The sequence below is a fragment of the Kitasatospora sp. Ki12 genome, assembly GCF_054601375.1.
In genome coordinates this window covers 605,603-628,085 of sequence record NZ_BAAIHT010000003.1, presented here as the reverse complement: position 1 = coordinate 628,085, position 22,483 = coordinate 605,603, and the positions used below count along the sequence as shown (strand labels likewise).

Annotated in this window: 2 protein-coding genes and 3 pseudogenes; all 5 read left to right on the top strand. The window is 70.9% G+C overall.

Annotation, left to right across the window (positions count from 1 at the left end):
• The first annotated feature begins 43 nt into the window (after window positions 1-43).
• Entirely contained in the window at window positions 44-6,451 is a 6,408-nt protein-coding gene (locus ACYP53_RS33200) for an amino acid adenylation domain-containing protein (RefSeq protein WP_459650165.1), read from the top strand.
• Window positions 6,448-10,983 (top strand): annotated as a pseudogene (locus tag ACYP53_RS33195) (amino acid adenylation domain-containing protein); the annotation flags it as partial. The gene ACYP53_RS33200 and the pseudogene ACYP53_RS33195, both read left to right, overlap by 4 nt.
• Before the next feature lie 147 nt (window positions 10,984-11,130).
• Window positions 11,131-20,643: pseudogene (locus ACYP53_RS33190) on the top strand (non-ribosomal peptide synthetase); the annotation flags it as partial.
• Window positions 20,626-21,150: an AMP-binding protein gene (locus ACYP53_RS33185; RefSeq protein WP_459650944.1), complete on the top strand. Its 525-nt coding sequence runs from the start codon at window positions 20,626-20,628 to the stop codon at window positions 21,148-21,150. The pseudogene ACYP53_RS33190 and the gene ACYP53_RS33185, both read left to right, overlap by 18 nt.
• A pseudogene (locus ACYP53_RS33180) lies at window positions 21,144-22,439 on the top strand (non-ribosomal peptide synthetase); the annotation flags it as partial. The gene ACYP53_RS33185 and the pseudogene ACYP53_RS33180, both read left to right, overlap by 7 nt.
• Window positions 22,440-22,483: the final 44 nt, after the last annotated feature.

Below are 22,483 nucleotides of genomic sequence, written 5' to 3'. Positions count from 1 at the left end.
GGATACGGGAATGGGTGTGTCCGCACAAGGACCTTGGGAACTGATGTCCGGCCAGCTCGGCGTCTGGTACGCGCAGCAGCTCGCGCCCGGCAATCCGGCCTACAACATCGCCGAGTGCACGGAGATCCACGGTGAACTCGACCTGGACCTCTTCGTCCGCGCGCTGTACCGCACGCTCGACGAGGCGGGCACCTACCGGCTGCGGATCCGGGAGCAGGACGGGGTCCCGCGACAGTACCTGGCCGACTTGAGCGACCATCCCGTCCACGTCGCCGATCTCAGCGCCGAGCCGGATCCCCGGGCTGCTGCCGAGGCGTGGATGCGCGCCGACCTGGACCGTCCGGCCGACCTCACCGACGGACCGCTGTCAGGCCATGCCGTCTTCCGTCTCGGCCCTGACCGTTTCCTCTGGTACCAACGCGCCCACCACATAGTCCTGGACGGCAACGGCCTGTCCCTCTTCGCAGCCCGGCTGGCCCGTGTCCACGCCGTTCTCGCCGCAGGCGGCGATCCCGCCCGTGACACCCTCGGCCCGGTGGCGTCCCTCATCGAGACGGACCGCGCCTACCGGGAATCCGACACCCCTGACCGGGACCGCGCGTTCTGGTTGGACGCCCTTGCCGACTTCGCCGAAACCGAGGACACGGCTGTCGGCGCGCGCAGCCTCGCCGGCCACCCGATGCTGTACCGAGAGGACATCGGCGCCCAGCTGACCGACGACCTGCGAGCCGCCGCCCGGAGGCTACGCGTCAGCTTCGCCGCCCTGCTGCTCACCGCGGCTGCGGTGTACCACCACCGCGCCACCGGGGCCCGTGACATCGTGCTCGGTGTCTCGGCCAGCGGCCGTACGAGCAGGCGTGAGCTTGGTATCCCCGGAATGACATCGAACATTCTCCCGGTGCGGCTTCGCCTGCGCCCTGGAATGCCGCTCGCCGAACTCGCCCGCCAGACCCAGCGCGCCGTCCATGACGGCCTGCGTCACCAGCGGTACCAGTACCGGGACATCCTCGGCGACCTGCGGCGCGTCGGTGGGGCCCCGCTGTACGACCTGATCGTGAACGTGATGAGCGGCGATCACCCGGTGCGCTTCGGCGACTGCGAGGTGACCCGGACCGGCCTGTCCAGCGGCCCGGCCGAGCACCTGAAGATCGACCTGCTGGGCCAATACGAGGGTGGCGGCATCCGGACCGTCGTCGAGATGAATCGCGACCGCCACGGGCCGGGCGCAGCCGAGGAGGTCTGCCAACGCTTCCTCGTCGTCCTGGACTGGATGGCCACCGCCGAGCCCGACGCCGCGTTCAGCCGGATCGACCTGCTCGACCCCGCCGAGCGTCGGCTGGTCCTGGAGACCTGGAATGATACTGCCGTGGCGGGGAGGGTCGTCCCGGTGCCCCAGCTCATCGCCGAGCAGGCGGAGCGGACCCCCGACGCGGTGGCCCTGGTCGCCGACGGCGCTCCACTCAGCTACGCCGAGCTGGATGCCCGCGCCAACCGCATGGCGCACTACCTGCGCAGCCTCGGCGCCGGTCCGGAAGCCGTTGTCGGCCTCTGCCTGCCGCGCGGCGCGGAGATGGTGACGGCGATCCTGGCGACGTGGAAGGCCGGCGCGGCGTACGTGCCCGTGGACCCGGAGTACCCCGCAGAGCGGATCTCGTTCATGCTGCGGGACAGCCGCGCGGTGGCGCTGGTCGGTTCCGTCGAGGTGTTCGACGACCTGCCGGCCGGCCGCCTGCGGACGGTCGCCGTCGACGATCCGACGGTCGCCGCCGTCATCGCCGCACAGTCGGCCGAGGCGCCTGATGTCCAGCTCGAGTCGGACGGTCTGGCCTACGTGATCTACACCTCCGGTTCGACCGGTCGGCCGAAGGGCGTGACCGTGACGCACCGCGGCCTCGCCAACTACGTGTTCTGCGTTCCGGCCCAGGTCGGCTTCGGGGTGCCGGGGGCCCGTTACCTGCTGCTGCAGGCGCAGGCCACCGACCTCGGCAACACCGTCGTCTTCGCCAGCCTCGCCACCGGCGGGACCCTGCACGTGTTGGACCGGGAGGCGGTGACCGACCCCCGGGCGGTGACCGACTACGTCGCCGAGCACGCGGTCGACTTCGTGAAGGTGGTGCCCTCCCACCTGGCAGCACTGGGCACGTCCGCCGGCCTGGCGGAGCTGCTTCCGGCCAAGGGCCTGGTGCTCGGTGGCGAGGCGGCATCGGCAACCTGGGTGCAGGAACTGTTGGCTGCCGCCGGAGACCTCCCGGTCTTCAACCACTACGGGCCGACCGAGGCCACCATCGGTGTGGTCACCGGGCGTCTGAACCCCGACTCGCTGGCCGGCGGGGCCGTCCCGCTGGGCCGTCCGGTCGGCAACACCCGGGCGTACGTCCTCGACCACGGGCTGGTTCCCGTGCCGCCCGGGACGCCCGGGGAGCTGTACGTCGCCGGTGCGCAGCTGGCCCGCGGCTATGTCGGCAGGGCCGCTCTGACCTCTGAGCGCTTCGTGGCCTGCCCGTTCGGATCCGGTCAGCGGATGTACCGGACCGGTGACCGGGTGAAGTGGACGGCGGAGGGCCGGCTGGTCTTCCTCGGTCGTGCCGACGACCAGGTGAAGATCCGCGGCTTCCGGATCGAGCCGGGCGAGGTCCAGGCCGCCGTCGCCGCGCACCCCGGCGTGGCCCAGGCGGCGGTCGTGGTCCGCGAGGACACCCCCGGCAATCCCCGGCTGGTGACCTACGTGGTGCCCGCGGACGCGGACCCGGACGGCGGCGTGGATGCGGAGGCGGTCCGGCGATTCGTCGGCGGACGGCTGCCCGAGCACATGGTGCCGTCGGCGGTGGTGGTACTCGATGCCCTGCCGCTGACCGCCAACGGCAAGTTGAACCGGGCTGCGCTGCCCGCGCCGGACTTCGCCGGGGAGGCGGGCCGGGGCCGTGCGCCGCGCAACGCCCAGGAGGAGCTGCTCTGCCAGGCGTTCGCCGAGACCCTCGAACTTCCCGCGGTCGGTGTCGACGATGACTTCTTCGCCCTGGGCGGGAACTCGCTGCTGGCGGTGTCGCTGGTGGAGCGGCTTCGGACGAGCGGGGTGTCGGTCTCGGTGCCGGTGCTGTTCCGGACCCCGACACCGGCCCGGCTGGCCGAGGTGGCGGGCCCGGAGCCCGTCCAGGTGCCGGAGAACCGGATCCCCGCCGACCCCCGGTGGATCACCCCGGACATGCTGCCGCTGGTCGAACTGGACGCCGACGGCATCGAACGCGTCCTGGCGCACGTCGAGGGCGGCGCGGCCAGCTTGGAGGACATCTACCCGCTGGCGCCGCTTCAGGAGGGGATCTTCTTCCACCACCTGATGACCGGCCGGGACGGTGGCGACGCGGGCGTCCTGCCGATCGTCTTCGAGGCGGACTCGCGGGAGCGGCTGAACGGCTTCCTCGCGGCCCTGCAGCAGGTGGTGGACCGCAACGCGGTCTACCGTACGGCGATCGTCTGGCAGGGGCTGCGCGAGCCGGTACAGGTGGTGGCGCGCCAGGCCGTCCTACCGGTCCACGAGGAGACCCTGCGGCCGACCGCCGAGGCCGGCGGCACCGGGCCGGTCGAGCAGCTGCTCGCCGCCGGCGCGGCACCGATGGACGTGGGCCGCGCGCCGTTGCTACGGGTGCACGTCGCTGCCGAGCCGGATGGCGGGCGGTGGCTGCTGCTCCTCCGCATGCACCAGATGGTGCGCGACCACACCACGCTGGAGGCACTGCTCGGCGAGGTCCGCGAAATCATGGCCGGGCGCGGCGACAGGCTTCCGGAGCCGCTTCCGTTCCGGGACTTCGTCGCCCAGGCACGCTTCGGGACGCCCCGGGAGGAACACGAGCGGTACTTCGCCGGGCTGCTCGCCGACGTCACCGAGCCGACCGCGCCGTACGGCCTGCTGGATGTCCACGGCACCGGGGAGGCCGTCGAGAGCGTCCAGCAGCACCTGGACAAGGAGCTGTCGGTCCGGATCCGGGAGGTGGCCCGGTCACGCGGCGTCAGCCCGGCGACGATCCTCCACCTGGCCTGGGCCCGGGTGCTCGCGGCTGTGTCGGGACGCTCCGACGTGGTGTTCGGCACCGTCCTGTTCGGGCGGATGAACGCCGGTGCCGGCGCCAACAGGGTCTTCGGACCGTTCATCAACACGTTGCCGGTGCGGGTGCGTACGGACGGCTGCGACGTCGGCGGCGCGCTGACCCTGATGCGCCGCCAACTCGCCGACCTGCTCGCCCACGAGCACGCTCCGCTGGCGCTCGCCCAGCGGGCCAGCGGGTTGCCCGCCCGGAGCCCGCTGTTCACCTCGCTCTTCAACTACCGGCACAACCGGCTCGACGGTGGCACCGATACCGGCGTCGAGGGGATCCGAGCGCTGTACTACCGCGAGCGGACCAACTACCCGCTGACCGTCTCCGTCGACGATCTCGGCGACGGTTTCGCGGTGACCGTCGACGCGCTCGCCCCGGCCGATCCCGAGCGGGTCCGAGCGCTGCTGCACACCTGCCTCGACCACCTGGTCGGCGCGCTGGAGGACGCCCCCGAGCAGCCGTTGGAGGCCGTGGAGGTCCTGGACGGTGCCGAGCGGTACCGGATCATGGCCGAGTGGAACGACACCGCGGCCGAGTTGCCGGTGGGTACGTTGCCGGAGCTGTTCGCTGCGCGGGTGGCGCGGACGCCGGATGCGGTGGCGGTGGTGTTCGAGGGTGTCGGGTTGTCGTACGCGGAGTTGGACGCGCGGGCGGGCCGGTTGGCGCGCCACCTGGCCGCCCGGGGCGTCGGCCCGGAGTCGGTGGTCGCGGTCTGTCTGGAGCGTGGTGTCGACCTCGTCGTCGCCCTGCTGGCGGTGCTCAAGGCCGGTGGCGCCTATCTGCCCCTGGACCCGGAGCTGCCGACGGACCGGATCGCGGTGATGCTGGCGGATGCCGGCGCGGGGCTGGTGGTGACCGCTGGGTCGTTCACCGGTCTGCTGCCGCAGGGCGCTGCGAGGGTGGTGCTTGACGACCTGGCGAGTGTGGTGTCGTCGGTGGGGGAGTCGGCGTGGGCTCCGGAGGTGGTGGTGCTGCCGGAGCACCCGGCGTATGTGATCTTCACGTCGGGTTCGACGGGTCGGCCGAAGGGTGTGGTGGTGTCGCATGCCGGGATCGTGAACCGGCTGGCGTGGATGCAGCGGGAGTACCGGCTCACGGGTGCGGACCGGGTGTTGCAGAAGACTCCGTTCGGGTTCGACGTGTCGGTGTGGGAGTTCTTCTGGCCGTTGCTGGAGGGGGCGACGCTGGTCGTCGCCCGTCCCGGCGGGCACCGGGAGCCGGCCTACCTGGCCCGGGTGATCCAGGACGAGGGTGTCACCGTCACCCACTTCGTCCCCTCGATGCTGGACGTCTTCGTGCGCGAACAGCAGGCCGCCGCCTGTACGGGCCTGCGGGCGGTGTTCTGCAGCGGCGAGGCGCTCCCGGCCGAGCTGCGCGACCGCTTTCTCGACCTTCTGGACGTGCCGCTGTTCAACCTCTACGGGCCGACCGAGGCCTCGGTCGACGTCACCGCGACGCGCTGCGCCGTCACGGACGGCGCCTCGGTGCCGATCGGTGGCCCGGTGGCCAATACCCGTGTCCGCGTGCTCGACGACGCGCTGCGTCCGGTGCCGGTCGGCGTCGCGGGCGAGCTCTACCTGGCGGGCGTGCAGTTGGCCCGTGGCTACGTCGGCCGGCCCGCACTCACGGCGGAACGGTTCGTGGCGTCCCCCTTCGAGCAGGGCCGACGGATGTACAGGACCGGCGACCTGGTGCGGTGGATCCCTGACGGACGGTTGGAGTACCTCGGTCGCACCGACGACCAGGTGAAGATCCGGGGCCTGCGGATCGAACCCGGCGAGATCGCGACCGTGCTGGCCGGGCATCCGGCGGTGGCGCAGGTCGTGGTCGTCACCCGGGAGGACAAGCCGGGCGACCAGCGCTTGGTGGCGTACGCGGTGCCGAACGGGCAGCTGGAAAGCGATCAACTCCCGGTGAGTCTCAAAGAGTTCGCATCCGATACCCTCCCGGCGTACATGATCCCAGCCGCTGTGGTGGTGTTGGACGCACTCCCCGTCACGGCCAACGGCAAGCTCGATCGGGCCGCTCTACCGGCTCCGGACGTCGCCGCCACCGTCGGTGCCGGGCGAGCGCCGGCGGACCCGAACGAAGAGCTGATGTGCCAAGCCTTCGCCTACGTCCTGGGCCTGCCCGCGGTGGGAGCCGAGGACGACTTCTTCACCCATGGCGGCCACTCGTTGCTGGCCACGCAGCTCGCCAGCCGAGTGTGGTCCGCCACCGGAACCGAGCTGCCGATCCGTCAGCTCTACCAGACCCCGACGCCGGCCGGACTCGCCGCCTGGCTCGGAACCCAATCTGCCATTACCCGGAAAGCCAGGCCCGCGCTGCGGCCGATGCGCAAGCAGGAGGAGTCCCGATGATCCCCATGTCGTTCGCCCAGCGGCGGTTGTGGTTCCTCTGGCAGGTCGAGGGCCCCAGTGCGACCTACAACATCCCGCTGATCGCAAGGCTCTCGGGCCGGCTGGACCGCGCTGCGCTCGACGCGTCGCTGAGGGACGTGATCGGTCGGCACGAGGCGATGCGGACCGTCTACCCCGCACCGGACGGCGAGCCGTACCAGCGGATCCTCCCGATGGACGAATTGTCCTGGGCGCTGACCTGCGTGGACGCCGACCAGCTCAGTGACGACGGCCCCGGCGTCGGGCCGGGCTCTGACGCCGAGCTGCCGGAGGAACTGCCCGCGTTCGACGGAGCCCCGGCCGGCCTGGCCCGGGCCGTGGCCCGGGCCGCCGGCCATGCCTTCGACCTGGCCTCCGAGATCCCCGTCCGGGCCTGGCTGTTCACCACCGCGGCGGAAGAGCACGTGCTGGTGCTGGTGGCACACCACATCGCCGTCGACGGCTGGTCGATCGGCCCGCTGATGCGCGACCTCTCCACCGCCTACACCGCCCGTTCCCGCGGGAACGAGCCCGGCTGGGCCGACCTTGAGATCCAGTACGCCGACTACTCGCTCTGGCAGCGCGAGCTGCTGGGCTCCGAGGACGACCCGGAGAGCGTGCTCACCCGCCAGGTCGAACACTGGCGGCATGCGCTGATGGGAGCCCCGGAGGAACTGGCGCTGCCGACCAGCCGCCCGCGTCCCGCGGTGGCGGGCCACCGTGGCCACACGGCGGATGTGGCCACCTCCGCCGAGCTGCACGGCCGGCTGCTGAACCTTGCCCGGGAACAACGCGTGAGCATCTTCATGGTGCTGCACGCTGCCCTCGCCGTGACCCTCTCCCGACTCGGCGCCGGCAGTGACCTCCCGATCGGCTCCGCCGTCTCCGGACGCACCGACAAGGCTCTCGACGACATGGTCGGGTGCTTCGTCAACACGCTGGTGATCCGCACGGACCTGACCGGCGACCCGACACTCATCGACGTGCTGGGTCGGGTTCGCGAGGTCGGTTTCGACGCGCTCGCCCACCAGGACGTGCCGTTCGACCGGCTGGTGGAGGAGCTCGCCCCCGTGCGCTCGCTCTCCCGCCACCCGCTGTTCCAGGTGGTCCTCACCGTCCAGAACCTGGCCTCCGGGCTCGCGCTGCCGGGCCTGAGGATCGACGTGCTGTCGACCGGCCGTCGGGCCGCCAAGTTCGACCTGGACGTGATGGTCGGCGAGGCGTTCGGCCCCGACGGCTCGCCCGCCGGGATCCGTGGTGTGCTCAAGGCCGCCGCCGACCTGTTCGAGCCCGACACTGCCGAGCGGATCGCCCGGGTCCTGCTGCGGGTGCTGGAGGCGATGGCCGCCGACCCGTCGCAGCGAATCAGCGCGCTCTCGCTGCTGGCATCCGACGAGCGCCGCCAGGTCCTCGTCGAGTGGAACGACACCACGGCCGAGCTGCCCGCCACCACCCTCCCGGAACTGTTCGAGGCGCAGGTGGCCCGGACACCGGATGCGGTAGCGGTCGTCTCGGGTGCCGACGAGGTCACCTACGCCGAGCTGGACGAGCGTGCCAACCGGCTCGCCCACTACCTCATCGCCCAGGGCATCGGGCCTGAATCGGTGGTGGCAGTCTCCCTCCCCCGCGGACTCCAGATGACCGCGGCGATCCTGGCGATCTGGAAGGCCGGTGCCGGCTACCTCCCCGTCGACCGGGAACAGCCCGCCGACCGGATGACCTTCATGATCCGTGACACCCACGCGGCGCTGCTCCTCACCGACGAGGAGACCTTGGACGACCTGCCCGCCGGCAAGGTGCGCTTCGTCACGCTGGACGGCGCGCTGATGGCCACCCACCTCGCGCTGGCACCGGCCACAGCACCGGAGGTCTCGGTCCGGGCCGAGTCGCTCGCCTACGTGATCTACACCTCGGGTTCCACGGGGCACCCCAAGGGCGTTGCCGTCACCCACGGCTCGCTGGCCAACTACGTGGGCACCGTGCCCGACCGGCTCGGCCTCGGCGCGCCGGGAGACCGGTACGCCCTGCTCCAGGCACAGGCCACCGACCTCGGCAACACCATGGTCTTCACCAGTCTGGTGACCGGCGGTGAGCTCCACATCCTGGACGCCGACGCGGTCACCGACCCGGTCGCCGTCTCCGCCTACCTGACCGAGCGGCGGATCGACCACCTCAAGGCCGTGCCCTCGCACCTCGCAGCGCTCTCCATCGCCGGCGGACCGCGCACGGTACTGCCCGCCAAGTCCCTCGTCCTGGGCGGCGAGGCCGCGCCGCCGACCCTGGTCGCGGAGCTGCTGGCGGTTGCCGGGGACCGTGGGGTGTTCAACCACTACGGGCCGACCGAGGCCACCATCGGTGTGGCCACCACCCGACTCACGACGGCGATGGTCGCCGACGGAATCGTCCCGGTCGGAACACCGGTCGGCAACACCCGCCTGTACGTACTCGACGACCACCTCAACCCGGTCGCACCCGGGGTGGCCGGTGAGCTGTACATCGCCGGTGCAGGCCTGGCCCGTGGTTACGTCAAGCGTCCTGGTCTGACCGCCGAACGCTTCGTCGCCTGCCCCTTCGGCCGGTCCGGAGACCGGATGTACCGTACGGGCGACCGCGCCCGCTGGACCGCTGCCGGTCGGATCGCTTTCCTGGGCCGCGCTGACGACCAGGTGAAGATCCGCGGCTTCCGGATCGAACCCGGCGAGGTCCAGGCCGCACTGGTCGCACACCCGGAGGTTGCGCAGGCCACGGTCGTCGCTCGTGAGGACACCCCGGGTGACGCCCGCCTGGTGGCTTACGTCGTCCCGTCCGACCCCGAGGAACATGACGCCGATGCTCTTCCGTCGGCGGTTCGGAGCTTCGCTGCCAAGCGGCTGCCGGAGCACATGGTGCCGACTGCCGTCGTGGTGTTGGACGCGCTGCCGCTGACCGGCAACGGCAAGCTGGACCGCAGGGCCCTGCCCGCGCCCGACTACGCGGCCGGAGCCTTCGCCGGTGGGCGCGGGCCGTCCAACGTTCGCGAGGAGGTGCTCTGCGCCGGCTTCGCGGAGGTGTTGGGCCTGAACACGGTGGGCGTGGACGACGACTTCTTCGCACTCGGTGGGCACTCGCTGCTCGCGGTGCGCCTGGTCGAGTGGCTGCGCGTTCGCGGCGCCCTGGTGTCGGTGCAGGCGTTGTTCCAGTCACCGACGCCGGCAGGCCTCGCTGCGGTGGCGGGAACCGACTCCGTGCCGGTTCCGCCGAACGTGATACCGGACGGCGCGGAGCACATCACGCCGCAGATGCTGCCGTTGGTCGACCTCGACGAAGTCGCGATCAGGCGGATCACCGCCACCGTGGACGGCGGAGCCGCCAACCTGGCGGACGTGTATCCGCTCGCTCCGGTCCAGGAGGGCATGCTCTTCCACCACCTGATGGCAGGTGAGGACGAACGTGACGTCTATGTGCTGCCCACTGTCCTCGAATTCGACTCGCGAGAGCGGCTGGACGCCTTCGCGACCGCGCTGCAACAGGTGGTGGACCGGCACGACATCTACCGCACGGCGATCGTCTGGGAGCACTTGCCCGAGCCGGTGCAGGTGGTGTGGCGTCGCGCCGAACTGCCGGTGACCGAAGTGATGTTGGACCCATCGGGTGCGGACCCGGTCGAGCAGCTGCTCGACCGCGCAGGCTGGTCGATGGACCTCGGCCGGGCACCGCTGATGGACGTGCACGTCGCCGCCGAGGGTCAGGAGGGCAACTGGCTCGCCCTGCTGCGCATCCACCAGATGGTGCGCGACCACACGTCGCTGGAGGTCCTCCTCTCCGAGGTCCGTGAGATCCTGGCCGGCCGTGGCGCCCAGCTGCCGGAGCCGCTGCCGTTCCGCGACTTCGTGGCGCAGGCACGTCTCGGTGGCTCCCGTGCGGAGCACCAGAAATACTTCACCACGTTGCTCGGCGATGTGGAGGAGACCACTGCCGCCTACGGTCTGTCCGACGTCTTCAGTGACGGAATGGCGGCCGCGCAGGCCCAGCTGCCGATGGACGGCGAGCTGGCCGCGCGGCTGCGCCAGGTGGCTCGTGCGGTCGGGGTGAGCCCGGCGACGGTGATGCACCTGGCGTGGGCGCGGGTGCTGGCGGCGGTGTCGGGGCGTAACGACGTCGTGTTCGGCACGGTGCTGTTCGGCCGGATGAACGCCGGCGCAGGGGCGGATCGCGCCCAGGGCGTGTTCATCAACACGCTGCCGGTGCGGGTGAAGGTGGACGGCACCGGGGTGCTGGAGTCGCTGGGCGGTGTGCGCCGTCAGCTGGCCGAGCTGCTGGTGCACGAGCACGCACCGCTGGTGGTGGCACAGCAGGCCAGCGGTATTTCCGGCCGCAACCCGCGCTTGTTCACGTCGCTCTTCAACTACCGGCACAACGAGGTCGCGGTCAAGGAGACGGGGACCGGCCTCGACGGGGTCGGCATCCGGTACATCTGGGCGCGGACCAACTACCCGCTGTCGGTCTCGGTCGACGACAACGGCGATGGCATCCGCCTGACCGTGGACGCCGTGGCTCCGGCAGACCCGGAGGCTGTCTGCCGACTGCTGCACACTGTGGTGGCGAACCTGGTGCCGGCGTTGGAGGCGGCTGCCGGTGATGGTGGTGAGGTGGCGCTGCGCTCGGTGGATGTGCTGGATGCCGTGGAGCGGGATCGGGTGCTCGTCGAGTGGAATGTTCCGGGGGTTGGTGTTTCGTCTGTGTCGTTGCCGGAGTTGTTCGCGGTGCAGGTGGCGCGGGTGCCGGGGGCGGTTGCGGTGGTGGACGGGGATGTCGCGCTGTCGTATGCGGAGTTGGATGCGCGGGCGAATCGGTTGGCTCGTTATCTGGCTGGTGTGGGTGTGGGTCCGGAGTCGCGGGTGGGGGTGTGCCTGTCGCGTGGTGTGGATCTGGTGGTGGCGCTGCTGGCGGTGGTGAAGGCCGGTGGGGCGTATGTGCCGGTGGATCCGGAGTATCCGGTGGAGCGGGTCGCGTTCACGGTGGCGGATTCGGGTGCGGTGTGTGTGTTGACGTCGTTGGAGTGCGTGGCGGTTGTGCCGGTGGGTGTTCCGGTGGTGGTTCTGGATGATCCGGGGGTGTCGGCGGGGGTTGCGGCTCTGGATGGCGGGCCGGTGTCGGTGGCGGTGTTGCCTGGTCATTCGGCGTATGTGATCTATACGTCGGGTTCGTCGGGTCGTCCGAAGGGTGTGGCGGTCTCGCACGGGAATGTGGTGGGGCTGTTCGCGGGGACGCGGGGTCTGTTCGGGTTCGGTGCCGGGGATGTGTGGAGCTGGTTCCATTCGGTCGCGTTCGACTTCTCGGTGTGGGAGTTGTGGGGTGCGTTGTTGCACGGTGGCCGGGTGGTGGTGGTGCCGTTCGGGGTGTCGCGTTCTCCGGAGGAGTTCTGGGAGTTGGTGGAGCGTGAGGGTGTGACGGTGTTGTCGCAGACTCCGTCGGCGTTCTACCAGTTGGTGGCGGCTGAGGGTGGTGGTGTGCGGGGTTCGTCGTTGCGGGTGGTGGTGTTCGGTGGTGAGGCGTTGGAGCCGGGCCGGCTGTCGGGGTGGTGGGAGCGTCGGGGTGGTGGTGGTCCGCGTCTGGTGAACATGTACGGGATCACCGAGACGACGGTGCATGTCACGTTCGAGGAGCTCGCCGCCGGGGCCGTGGCCGGGGGTGTGGCGGGGAGTGTGGTCGGTCGGGGGATTCCGGGGCTGGGTGTGTTCGTGCTGGATGAGTGGTTGTGTCCGGTGCCGGTTGGTGTGGCGGGTGAGTTGTATGTGTCGGGTGGGCAGTTGGCTCGTGGGTATGTGGGTCGTCCGGGGTTGTCGGCGGGGCGTTTCGTGGCGTCGCCGTTCGGGTCCGGGGAGCGGATGTACCGGACGGGTGATGTGGGTCGTTGGTTGCCGGGTGGGCGGTTGGAGTATCTGGGGCGTGCGGACGAGCAGGTGAAGGTCCGTGGGTTCCGGATCGAACTCGGCGAGATCGAGGCGGTGTTCGCGGAGCATCCGGCGGTCGGGCGGGCTGTGGTGGTGGTTCGCGAGGACGTGCCGGGTGACAAGCGTCTGGTCGCCTACGTCGTGCCTGCGAGTGGTGTTGAACTTCCGGATGGGTTGAGGGAGTTCGTCGGTCGGCGGTTGCCGGAGTACATGGTCCCCGCCACCGTGGTCGCGCTGGAGGCGGTCCCGCTGACCGTCAACGGCAAGCTCGACCGCAAGGCCTTGCCCACCCCGACTACGCGACGGCAGCCTCGGCAGGCACGCGCGGCACGCCCGGCGTGCGCGAGGAGTTGCTCTGCGCCGCGTTCGCCGACGTCCTGGGCGTCGACGCGGTCGGGGTGGACGACGACTTCTTCGCCCTCGGCGGCCACTCGCTGCTGGCCGTCCGGCTGGCGAGCCGCGTGCGTACGGTGCTGGGCGTCGAGGTGTCCGTGCGGACGCTGTTCCAGGCGCCGACCCCCGCCGCGCTGGCCGCTCGGCTGAGCGAGGCCGGAAGGATCCGGCCGGCCCTGAGCTCACGTCAGAAGCCGCAGTTGGTACCGCTCTCCTTCGCACAGCGCCGACTCTGGTTCCTCGGCCAGCTGGATGGACCCAGCGCGACCTACAACCTCCCGATGGTCCTGCGTTGACCGGTGAGCTGGACGTCGACGCGCTGGGTGCGGCGCTGCTCGATGTGGTCGGCCGGCACGAGGTACTGCGCACCGTGTTCGAGGTCGCGGACGGTGAGCCCCACCAGCGGGTGCTGCCCGTGGCGGAGTCCGGGTTCGCTCTGCAGGCGGCGGTGGTACCCGACGCCGAACTGCCGGTCGCCGTGGCTGGTGCCGCGGGGCATGTCTTCGACCTGACCAGCGAGATCCCGATCCGCGCCGCGCTGTTCACGACCTCGTCGGGGGAGCACACGCTGGTGGTCGTGGCGCACCACATCGCCACCGACGGCTGGTCGACCGGCCCGCCCGCTGCCCGTGATCTGTCCGCTGCCTACACGCCCGGCTCGCGGGACAGGCGCCCGAGTGGGCGCCCCTGCCGGTGCAGTACGCGGACTACGCGCTTTGGGAGCGCGAGCTGCTGGGTTCTGAGGATGATCCCGAGAGCGTCCTTTCGAAGCAACTCTCCTACTGGCGAGCGGCGTTGACCGGTGCTCCGGAGGAGCTGGAGCTGCCGACCGACCGACTCCGCCCGGCGGTGACGAGCTACCAGGGGTGGAGTGTGCCCCTGGAGCTCCCCGCGGAGCTGCACGGCCAGTTGTTGAGGACGGCGCGCGAGCAGGGTGTCACCGTGTTCATGGCGCTCCAGGCGGCGCTGGCCGTGCTCGTGAGCAAGCTGGGCGCCGGGACGGACATCCCGATCGGGGCCGGCAATGCCGGCCGCACCGACGAGGCGTTGGACGACCTGGTCGGGTTCTTCGTCAACACCCTGGTGCTGCGAACGGATCTGTCCGGTGACCCGACCTTCGGTGAGGTTCTGGGCCGGGTCCGTGAGGTGAGCCTGGCGGGCTTCGAGCACCAGGACGTGCCGTTCGAGCGCCTCGTGGAGGAGCTCGCCCCCGCTCGCTCGTTGTCCCGGAACCCATTGTTCCAGGTGGAGCTCACCGTCCAGAACCAGGCTCGAGCCGAGCTCGACCTGCCGGGCGTGCAGGTTGGACGCTCCTCCTCGGGAAGGGCGGAGGCGACGGCTGATCTGATGATGAACGTCGGGGAGCGGTCTGACTCTGATGGCCGGCCGGCGGGGATCGGCGGAATCCTGGTCGGTGCGGCGGATCTGTTCGATCGGGTGTCGGTGGAGCGGATCGCTGCCCGTTGGGTGCGGTTGGTCGCCTCGTTGGTGGCGGAGCCGTCGGTGCGGTTGAGTGCGGTGGATGTGCTGGAGGCCGAGGAGCGGGGGCGGATTCTCGGCGAGTGGATTGACACGGCGGTGGAGGTGCCGGTCGCGACGGTGCCGGAGTTGTTCGCTGCGCGGGTGGCGCGGGCGCCGGGGGCGGTGGCGGTGGCGGGCGAGGGCGTCGAGCTGTCGTATGCGGAGTTGGATGCGCGGGCGAACCGGTTGGCGCGGCTGTTGGTGGCGCAGGGTGTGGGTCCGGAGTCGGTGGTCGCGGTCTGTCTTGAGCGTGGTGTCGACCTGGTGGTGGCGCTGTTGGCGGTGGTGAGGCCGGTGGGGCGTATCTGCCGGTGGATCCGCAGTATCCGGCGGAGCGGATCTCGTTCATGCTGCGGGACTCGCGGGCGACGTGTGTGCTGACGTCGGAGGCGTGCGAGGACTTCGTCCCGGTGCTGATCGGTGTGCCGGTGGTGGTGCTCGACGAGCGGTCGACCGGGGCGCGGTTGGCGGTGCTGGAGGACGGTCCGGTGGTGTCGGGTCCGTTGCCCGCGCACCTCGCGTACGTGATCTACACCTCCGGTTCGACCGGCCGTCCGAAGGGCGTGGCCGTCACCCACGCCGGTATCGCCGCCCTCGTGGCGGCGCAGGCGGCCACGGTTCGCGATCGACGAGCGAGCCGGGTGCTGCAGTTCGCCTCGCCGGGTTTCGACGCGGCGGCTCTCGTGATGGCGCTGTGTTCGGGTGCTCGGTTGGTGGTGGCGGGGGGGGGAGTTGTTGCCGGGGCCGTCGTTGGTGGAGGTGGTGGCGCGTCATGGTGTGACGGTTGCGACGTTGCCGCCGGCGGTGCTGGGGGTGCTGGATCCGGTGAGCGTGCCGTCGTTGTCGACGGTGGTGTCGGCGGGTGAGGCGCTGGGTGCGGAGCTGGTGGAGCGGTGGGCGCCGGGGCGGCGGCTGGTCAACGCGTACGGGCCGACGGAGACGACGGTGTGCGCGACGATGAGTGCGCCGCTGTCGGCGGGTGAGGTGCCGTCGATCGGCGGGCCGATCGTGAACGCCCGGGTGTGGGTGCTGGACGATACGTTGCGTCCGGTGCCGGCGGGTGTCGCGGGTGAGCTGTATGTGGCCGGGCCCGGGGTGGCGCGTGGCTACATCGGTCGGGCCGCTCTGACCGGGGAGCGGTTCGTGGCGTGTCCGTTCGGTGTTCCTGGTGAGCGGATGTATCGGACGGGTGACCGGGTGCGGTGGACGCATGACGGTCGGCTGGAGTTCGCGGGTCGGGCGGACGAGCAGGTGAAGGTCCGGGGTTTCCGGATCGAGCCGGGCGAGGTCCGGGCCGTTGTCCAGGATCATCCGGGTGTGGCTCAGGCCGCGGTCGTGGTGCGGGAGGACGTGCCGGGCGACAGGCGCCTGGTCGCCTACGTCGTCCCGGAGGCCGAGGGTGAACTGTCGGATGCTGTGCGGGAGTTCGTTGCGCTGCGGCTGCCGGAGTACATGGTTCCCGCGGCTGTGGTCACGTTGGACGTGATCCCGTTGACGGTCAACGGCAAGCTCGACCGCAAGGCCCTGCCCGCCCCCGACTACGGAACGGGCGCCTCGGAGGGTACCCGCGGTCCGTCCGGGCTGCGCGAGGAGCTGCTGTGCGCTGCCTTCGCGGAGGTGCTGGGCCTGGAAGCGGTCGGGGTGGAGGACGACTTCTTCCTCTTGGGCGGGCACTCGCTGCTCGCGGTGCGCCTGGTCAGCCGCGTACGCGCGGTGCTGGGCGTCGAGCTCCCGGTCCGGGAACTGTTCCAGGCGTCGACGCCCGCAGCGCTGGCCGCGCGACTGGGCGAGACCGGAGCGGCGCGGGCGGCTCTGTCGGTGCGGGAGCGTCCGGAGCTGGTGCCGCTGTCGTTCGCGCAGCGCCGGCTGTGGTTCTTGGGGCAGTTGGAGGGGCCGAGTGCGACCTACAACGTGCCGGTGGTGCTGCGGCTCAGCGGTGAACTGGACGTCGATGCGCTCTCGACTGCCTTCGGAGACGTGATCGGCCGCCATGAGGTGTTGCGGACCGTCTTGGCGAGCATCGCAGGCGAGCCGCACCAGCGTGTCCTTCCGGTGACGGAGTGCGGCTTCGCGCTGCGGATGGCGGTCGTGACCGCGGACGAGCTGCCTGACGCCGTCGCCTCCGAGACTCGGCACGCGTTCGATCTCGAAGCCGAACTTCCCCTGAGGGCCTCACTGTTCACCATCCGGCAGGACGAGTACGTCTTGGTCGTGGTGATGCATCACATCGCCTCGGACGGTTGGTCGACCGGCCCGCTCGCGCGGGACCTTGCGAGGGCCTACGCGGCGCGGTGCGAGGGCGGGGCTCCTGAATGGGAGCCGTTGGCGGTGCAGTACGCGGACTACGCGCTCTGGCAGCGTGAGGTCCTGGGCTCCGAGGAGGATCCGGAGAGCGTGCTGTCGCGCCAGGTGGAGTACTGGCGGCAGGCACTCGTCGGCGCCCCGGAGGAGCTGGGCCTGCCGGTGGACCGGGTCCGGCCGGCGGTGGCGAGCCACCGGGGCCACGCCGTCGAACTCGCCGTCGCGGGGGGTGTCCACCGCGATGTGACGCGGCTGGCCCGGGAGAAGGGCGTGACGCTCTTCATGGTGGTGCAGTCGGCACTGGCCGTGCTGCTCGCCAAGCTGGGTGCCGGCACGGACATCCCGCTCGGTGTGGCCAACGCCGGCCGGACCGACGTCGCCCTGGACGACCTGGTCGGCTTCTTCGTGAACACCCTCGTGCAGCGCGTCGACCTGTCCGGTGATCCGACCTTCGACGAGGTGCTGGAGCGGGTGCGGGAGACTGCGCTGGCCGGCTTTGAGCACCAGGACGTGCCGTTCGAGCGCCTCGTCGAAGAACTCTCCCCCGAGCGCTCGCTCTCCCGTCACCCGCTCTTCCAGGTCATGCTCACCGTGCAGAACACCGCTCGGGCCGCGTTGGACCTGCCGGGCGTCACGGCGTCCGCGCAGCGTTCCGCCGCCGACCTCATGGCGAAGTTCGATCTGGAGCTGAGCCTCGGGGAGACGTTCGACGCCGACGGGCTGCCGTCCGGGATCGACGGGTTCCTCCTCGGTGCGGCGGACCTCTTCGACCGGGAGTCGGTGGAGCGGCTCGCCGAGCGCTGGACGAGCGCGCTCGCCGCCCTGGTGGCCGACCCGTCACTTCGCCTGAGCCTGGTCGACGTGCTGGACGCGCAGGAGCGGCGCCGGGTGCTCGTCGACTGGAACGACACGGCGGTGGAGCTGCCGACGGGAACCCTGCCCGAGCTGTTCGCGGCCCAGGCGGCCCAGACCCCGGACTCGGTCGCCCTGGTGGCCGACGGTGTCGAGCTCACGTATGCGGAGCTGGACGCCCGGACCAATGGCCTGGCCCACCGTCTGGTGGCCGAAGGGGTCGGCGCCGAGCGAGGTGTGGCGGTGCTGATGGAGCGCTCGGCGGACCTGGTCGTCGCGCTCCTGGCGGTGGCGAAGGCGGGTGGGTTCTACGTGCCCCTGGACGCCCGCTATCCGCTGGCCCACCAGAAGCTGATCACCGCCGAGACGGGCGCCAGGATGGTGCTCACCGACAAGGCGATGCAGGTGCGGGCGGCGGAGCTGGGACTCCCGCTCCTGTCACCGAACCAGGGTGAGCGCGGCGAAGCTCCGGAGGTCCGGTGCGAAGCGGACCAGCTCGCCTACGTGATGTACACCTCGGGCTCGACCGGCCGGCCCAAGGGCGCCGCGGTGACCCACCGGGACGTAGTCGCGCTGGCGATGGATCGCCGGTTCGCCGGCTCGGACCTGGACCGGGTGCTGCTGCACTCGCCGCACTCCTTCGACGCGTCGACGTTCGAGCTGTGGGCGCCGCTGCTGACCGGTCGCCGGATCGTGGTGGCACCGGTCGGCGACCTGACGGCGGCATCGCTGGCCGAGATCGTGGAGGAGCACGGGGTGACCTGGCTCTTCCTGACCATCGGGCTGTTCGGGCTGTTCGCCGAGGAGGACGCGACCTGTTTCGCGGGCCTGCGGCAGGTATGGACCGGTGGTGACGTGGTGGCCCCGGCCGTGGTGGCCCGGGTGCTGGCGAGCTGCTCGGACACGGTGGTGGCGAACGTCTACGGCCCCACGGAGACCACGACCTTCGCCACCGCGCACCCGGTGGAGGACACCCGTAGTCCGCTGCCCGTCGGGCGGCCGCTGGACAACGTGCGGGCCTACGTCCTGGACGCCGCACTGCGGCCGGTGCCGCCGGGCAGCGTGGGTGAGCTCTATCTCGCGGGTGCGGGCCTGGCGCGCGGCTACTTCGGCCGGCCTGCTGTGACAGCCGAGCATTTCGTGGCGTGTCCGTTCGGTCCCGCCGGTGAGCGGATGTACCGCACGGGCGACCGGGTTCGGTGGGCCTCCGACGCGGTGCTGGAGTTCGCGGGTCGGGCGGATGAGCAGGTGAAGGTCCGGGGCTTCCGGATCGAGCCGGCCGAGGTCCAGGCAGTGGTGGCCGAGCACCCGGGCGTGGCGCAGGCCGCCGTCGTGGTGCGGGAGGACGTGCCGGGCGACAAGCGTCTGGTCGCCTATGTGATCCCGGACGCCGATGGTGAACTCTCCGATTCTGTCCGGGAGTTCGTGGCGCTGCGGCTGCCGGAGTACATGGTGCCGTCGGCGGTGCTGACGCTGGAGGCGCTGCCGCTGACCGTGAACGGGAAGCTCGATCGCAAGGCGCTGCCCGCCCCCGACCACGGGTCGGGTGCCTCGGTGGGCACGCGTGGACCGTCCGGCGTGCGCGAGGAACTGCTGTGCGCCGCGTTCGCCGAGGTGCTGGGCCTGGAAGCCGTCGGTGTGTTCGACGACTTCTTCGCGCTCGGCGGGCACTCGCTGCTCGCAGTGCGGCTGGCGAGCCGGGTGCGGGCGGTGCTGGGCGTCGAGGTGTCGGTACGGACGCTGTTCGAAGCGCCGACGCCCGCGACGCTGGCGGCGCGGCTGGGCGAGGCGGGCTCGGCGCAAGCCGCTCTGTCGGTGCGGGAGCGTCCGGAGCTGGTGCCGCTGTCGTTCGCGCAGCGCCGGCTGTGGTTCCTGGGGCAGTTGGAGGGCCCGAGCGCGACGTACAACGTGCCGGTGGTGATGCGGCTCGCCGGCGAGCTGGACATCGACGCGCTGGGGGCGGCGTTCGGCGACGTGATCGGTCGCCATGAGGTGCTGCGGACCGCCTTCGCCGTCGCCGAGGACGGTGAACCGTACCAGCGGGTGCTGGCGGCCGACGCGACCGGCTTCTCGCTCGACGTCGATGAGGTCTCCGAGGAGGAGCTGTCCGACGCGGTGCTCGCGGCGACCCGGCACGCGTTCGACCTCGCGGCCGAAATCCCCCTACGTGCTTCGTTGTTCACCACGGGTGGAGACGAGTACGTGCTGGTCGTGGTGATGCACCACATCGCCTCGGACGGCTGGTCGACCGGTCCGCTGGCGCGGGATCTGGCGACCGCGTACGCGACGCGGTGTGAGGGCCGGGCACCGGGGTGGGAACCGTTGGCGGTGCAGTACGCGGACTACGCGCTCTGGCAGCGTGAGGTCCTGGGCTCCGAGGAGGATCCGGAGAGCGTGCTGTCGTGCCAGGTGGAGTACTGGCGACAGGCGCTGGCGGGCGCGCCGGAGGAACTGTGGCTGCCGGCCGACCGGCCGCGTCCGGCGGTGTCGAGCTACCGGGCCCACACCGCGGAGCTCGCCGTCCCGGCGGAGGTCCACGGGGACCTGGTACGGCTGGCGCGGGAGCAGGGCGTGACCCTGTTCATGGTCGTGCAGTCGGCGCTGGCTGTGCTGCTCGCGAAGCTGGGCGCCGGCACGGACATTCCGATCGGTGCGGCGAACGCGGGTCGTACGGATGTGGCCCTGGACGATCTGGTCGGCTTCTTCGTCAACACCTTGGTCCAGCGGACCGATCTGTCCGGTGACCCGACCTTCGCGGAGGTGCTCGGCCGGGTGCGGGAGAGCACCCTGGCAGGCTTCGAGCACCAGGACGTGCCCTTCGAGCGCCTTGTCGAGGAGCTGGCGCCGTCCCGGTCGCTTGCCCGGCACCCGCTGTTCCAGGTCATGCTCGCCGTCCAGAACAACGCGGTGGCCCAGCTGGCGCTGCCCGGCGTCAAGGCGTCGGGCCTCGGCTCGACCGCCGAGGTGGTGGCCAAGTTCGACCTGGACGTCAGCCTCGGTGAGGTTTTCGACACCGACGGCCGGCCGGCCGGTATCCGTGGCGCCGTCATCGGCGCGGCCGACCTGTTCGACGAGGCATCCGTGGAACGGATCGCGGAACGCTGGACGACCCTGCTCGCCCGGCTCGTGGCCGATCCGTCGCTCCGGCTCAGCTCGGTGGATGTGCTGGATGCCGTGGAGCGGGATCGGGTGCTCGTCGAGTGGAATGTTCCGGGGGTTGGTGTTTCGTCTGTGTCGTTGCCGGAGTTGTTCGCGGTGCAGGTGGCGCGGGTGCCGGGGGCGGTTGCGGTGGTGGACGGGGATGTCGCGCTGTCGTATGCGGAGTTGGATGCGCGGGCGAATCGGTTGGCTCGTTATCTGGCTGGTGTGGGTGTGGGTCCGGAGTCGCGGGTGGGGGTGTGCCTGTCGCGTGGTGTGGATCTGGTGGTGGCGCTGCTGGCGGTGGTGAAGGCCGGTGGGGCGTATGTGCCGGTGGATCCGGAGTATCCGGTGGAGCGGGTCGCGTTCACGGTGGCGGATTCGGGTGCGGTGTGTGTGTTGACGTCGTTGGAGTGCGTGGCGGTTGTGCCGGTGGGTGTTCCGGTGGTGGTTCTGGATGATCCGGGGGTGTCGGCGGGGTTGCGGCTCTGGATGGCGGGCCGGTGTCGGTGGCGGTGTTGCCTGGTCATTCGGCGTATGTGATCTATACGTCGGGTTCGTCGGGTCGTCCGAAGGGTGTGGCGGTCTCGCACGGGAATGTGGTGGGGCTGTTCGCGGGGACGCGGGGTCTGTTCGGGTTCGGTGCCGGGGATGTGTGGAGCTGGTTCCATTCGGTCGCGTTCGACTTCTCGGTGTGGGAGTTGTGGGGTGCGTTGTTGCACGGTGGCCGGGTGGTGGTGGTGCCGTTCGGGGTGTCGCGTTCTCCGGAGGAGTTCTGGGAGTTGGTGGAGCGTGAGGGTGTGACGGTGTTGTCGCAGACTCCGTCGGCGTTCTACCAGTTGGTGGCGGCTGAGGGTGGTGGTGTGCGGGGTTCGTCGTTGCGGGTGGTGGTGTTCGGTGGTGAGGCGTTGGAGCCGGGCCGGCTGTCGGGGTGGTGGGAGCGTCGGGGTGGTGGTGGTCCGCGTCTGGTGAACATGTACGGGATCACCGAGACGACGGTGCATGTCACGTTCGAGGAGCTCGCCGCCGGGGCCGTGGCCGGGGGTGTGGCGGGGAGTGTGGTCGGTCGGGGGATTCCGGGGCTGGGTGTGTTCGTGCTGGATGAGTGGTTGTGTCCGGTGCCGGTTGGTGTGGCGGGTGAGTTGTATGTGTCGGGTGGGCAGTTGGCTCGTGGGTATGTGGGTCGTCCGGGGTTGTCGGCGGGGCGTTTCGTGGCGTCGCCGTTCGGGTCCGGGGAGCGGATGTACCGGACGGGTGATGTGGGTCGTTGGTTGCCGGGTGGGCGGTTGGAGTATCTGGGGCGTGCGGACGAGCAGGTGAAGGTCCGTGGGTTCCGGATCGAACTCGGCGAGATCGAGGCGGTGTTCGCGGAGCATCCGGCGGTCGGGCGGGCTGTGGTGGTGGTTCGCGAGGACGTGCCGGGTGACAAGCGTCTGGTCGCCTACGTCGTGCCTGCGAGTGGTGTTGAACTTCCGGATGGGTTGAGGGAGTTCGTCGGTCGGCGGTTGCCGGAGTACATGGTCCCCGCCACCGTGGTCGCGCTGGAGGCGGTCCCGCTGACCGTCAACGGCAAGCTCGACCGCAAGGCCTTGCCCACCCCCGACTTCGGGGCAGCGGCGGGCATCGGTCGGGGGCCGGCGAACGAGCGTGAGCGGGTGCTGTGTGACGCCTTCGCCCAGCTCCTCGGGCTTGAGCACGTCGGGGTGGACGACGACTTCTTCGCCCTCGGCGGCCACTCGCTGCTGGCGGTGCGGCTGGTGAGTCGCGTGCGTACGGTGCTGGGCGTCGAGGTGTCCGTGCGGACGCTGTTCCAGGCGCCGACGCCGGCCGGGTTCGCGCTTCGGCTCGGCGAGGCCGGGACCGGGATCCAGAAGAA